General features: G+C 73.8%; 4 protein-coding genes. 2 read left to right on the top strand and 2 right to left on the bottom strand.

Going from position 1 to position 2,922, the window contains the following annotated elements; all coding sequences use genetic code 11:
• Window positions 1–1,219, bottom strand: a 1,219-nt coding sequence (locus tag AC2W7G_RS12795) for an MFS transporter (protein WP_485868778.1), incomplete at its 3' end; no start/stop codon positions are given.
• A 144-nt stretch (window positions 1,220–1,363) separates the two neighbouring features.
• On the opposite strand from AC2W7G_RS12795, the gene AC2W7G_RS12790 reads away from it, so the two are divergent.
• Window positions 1,364–1,495: a hypothetical protein gene (locus AC2W7G_RS12790; protein WP_485868777.1), complete on the top strand. Its 132-nt coding sequence runs from the start codon at window positions 1,364–1,366 to the stop codon at window positions 1,493–1,495.
• Window positions 1,496–1,629: 134 nt separating this feature from the next.
• On the opposite strand, the gene upp is transcribed toward AC2W7G_RS12790, so the two are convergent.
• Window positions 1,630–2,268 (bottom strand): uracil phosphoribosyltransferase, encoded by a 639-nt coding sequence (gene upp / locus AC2W7G_RS12785; RefSeq protein WP_485868776.1) that lies wholly within the window; start codon window positions 2,266–2,268, stop codon window positions 1,630–1,632.
• A gap of 97 nt (window positions 2,269–2,365) precedes the next feature.
• On the opposite strand from upp, the gene AC2W7G_RS12780 reads away from it, so the two are divergent.
• Window positions 2,366–2,922: tRNA adenosine deaminase-associated protein (locus tag AC2W7G_RS12780; RefSeq protein ID WP_485868775.1), on the top strand; the 557-nt coding region annotated here is incomplete at its 3' end.

Here is a 2,922-nt window from a genome sequence, read left to right as displayed (position 1 = left end):
CACCTCGCTCAGCGTGAGGGGTGATGTTCGGCGACACCACGGCGCCACCGCCGAGGCCGGCCAGGAACAGGAACGGGGCCAGCGCCCATGCCAGCTGCGCGGTGTCGCGGCCCGGCGCCACCACGGCGGCGACGGCGACGGCGGCCATCATCGTGGCGATGGCCACCACCGTCAGCGGACGTCCGACGCGGGTGACGAACCGGCCGGCGAGCGGGGACGAGATGGCCGAGCCGAGCGCGAACGGGGTCAGCAGCAGGCCGGCGTGCACGGCGGTGACGTCGCGCGAGTCCTGCAGCCAGACCGACGCGATGAGGAAGACGCCGGTGAAGCCGGTGAAGTACAGCGTGCCGATGAGCATCCCGCTGCTGTAGCCGGGCAGGCGGCGCAGCAGGGTGAGGTCGAGCAGCGGGGACTCGCCCCGGGCGACGAGCCGGCGCTCCCACCGGGCGAACAGCAGGGCGAACACGGGCACGCCGGGCAGCAGCACGAGCGGCAACCGCTCGCCGGCCTCGATGCTGACCAGCGGGTACAGCAGGCACAGCACGCTCAGGCCGAGCAGCACGGCGCCCACGACGTCGATGCGGTCGCGCGCGGCGTGGTCGTCCTGGCCGGGGACGAGCCGCACGATGCCGATCATCGCGACCAGCCCGACCGGCACGTTGATGAGGAAGAGCAGCCGCCAGCCCAGGTCGGTGCCGGCCGCGGCGATGATGAGCCCGCCCAGCAGGGGCCCGGCGGCGGAGGCGATGGAGACGGTGAGCCCGAAGTACCCGAACGCCCGCCCGCGCTCGGAGCCGGAGAACAGCTCCTGGATGAGCCCCGAGCTCTGCGGCGTCAGCAGCCCGGCCGCGGCGCCCTGCACCAGGCGGGCGACGATGACCAGCTCCGCCGTGGGGGCCAGCCCGACGGCGGCGCTCGAGACCACGAAGCCGACGAGCCCGCCGATCATGAGCCGGCGGCGTCCGTAGGCGTCCCCGAGGCGGCCGCCGGCCACGAGCGTGAGGCCGAAGGCGAGGGCGTAGCCCGACACGACCCACTGCACGGTGGACGCCGACGAGTCCAGGCCCTCCTGGATGGACGGGATCGCGACGTTCACGATCGTCACGTCCAGCAGCGACATGAAGCCGACCACGAGGGTGACCGCGAGGATGCGCCAGCGCCGGGGGTCGGGGACGTCGGTCCTGCACGGGATGCCCCTGTCCAGGGCCTCGTCGCTCACCCCCACACTCTGGCGCGGCCGGCCAAGGCCCGCACGGCGGTGGCGGGACGCTCGCGGGCGGCGTGGCACACGCCACCTGCGGGTGACGGTGCTCTGGCCTAGGCTGGCCGCGCGGGAGGGAGCCGGCGAGACCAGGGAGTCCCGATGGACAAGGACCAGTACGACCGCCCCGAGGGCGACGACGAGGTGTGGGGCCGCGGCCTCGGCCTGCTGATCGGCGCCGTCGCGATCGTCGTGATCTTCTGGGTCATCTTCAACACCGACGTCTTCGGCTGAGCCGCGCCGCGAGTGCGTCCGGCGTCCCCGTCGAGCGTGACGTCCGAGGGGTGTTCGGCCGCCACCTCGCCCCCGAACGTCACGCTGACGGGACGCGGCCCGCAACGGGCGGGTGAGGGAGCGCGAGGGGTGCCTCAGACGACGCCGTAGAGCCGGTCGCCCGCGTCGCCGAGCCCGGGCACGATGTAGCCGTTCTCGTCCAGACGCTCGTCCAGCCCGGCGGTGACGAGCGTGACCGGCACGCCGATGTCGGCCAGGTCGCGCTCGACCCGGGCGACGCCCTCGGGAGCGGCGAGCAGGCAGACCGCCGTGATGTGGTCGGCGCCGCGCTGCACCAGGAAGTCGATGGCCGCCGCGAGCGTGCCGCCGGTGGCCAGCATCGGGTCGAGCACGTAGCACTGGCGTCCGGCCAGGTCGTCGGGCAGGCGCTCGGCGTAGGTGTCGGCCTCGAGCGTCTCCTCGTTGCGGATCATGCCCAGGAAGCCGACCTCGGCCGTGGGCAGCAGCCGCTGCATGCCCTCGAGCATGCCCAGGCCGGCGCGCAGGATCGGCACCACGAGCGGACGCGGCGACGTCAGCCGCACGCCCGTCGCCGTGGCGACCGGCGTCTGCACGTCGACCGGCTCGACGCGCACGTCGCGGGTCGCCTCGTACGCCAGCAGGGTCACCAGCTCCTCGGCGAGCCGGCGGAAGGTGGGGGAGTCGGTCTCGCGGTCACGCAGGACGGTGAGCTTGTGCGAGATCAACGGGTGGTCGGCGACGTGGACGTGCATGCGCCCACCGTATCGGCCCGCGCGCCTCGCGGCGGCCCTGGCGGCGCGGTGCGCACTCTGACATCCTCGTCGCAGGAGCACCAGGAGAGGGTGGGACATGGCCGACGACGACGTCGACTTCGCGGTCGCCGCGTACCGCGACCAGGGCGTGTGGCAGGTCGCCGAGCTCAAGACGGCGGTCACCCAGGACGTCGGTGAGCTGGTCGAGGCGCTGCGTCGCTTCCCCTCGGACGTGGGGGTGCTGGGCATGGTGGCGGTCGACGAGGAGTTCTTCGTCCTCGTCCGCGTCTCGGGCCCGTACGCGCGCTACATGATCTCGGACGTGACGGTCGTGCCCGACTACGACCTGGCCGCCGACGTCGCCGACCAGCTCGACCTGGCCGACCCGGCGCCCGACGCGGACGCCGACCCGGCCGGCGACCTGGACATCCTCAGTGACCTGGGCCTGTCCGGCAGCGAGCTGGACGTGCTGTGCGACCCGGACGCCTACCCCGACGAGATCCTGCTGGAGATCGCCGAGCGGCTGGGCTTCGGCGACGAGCTCAACGCGATCCGTCGGGTGGAACGGCGCCGACGCGATGCGGCGGGCGCTCGCGCTCGCCGAGCACGGGCGGCCGCGGCCCGGCGACGTCCCGGTCGGCGCCGTCGTCCTGG

The organism is Aeromicrobium sp. PFPM2_SD2 (genome assembly GCF_057364525.1).
Note: the sequence above shows the minus strand (reverse complement) of the source record. Positions and strands in the feature narration are given on the sequence as shown.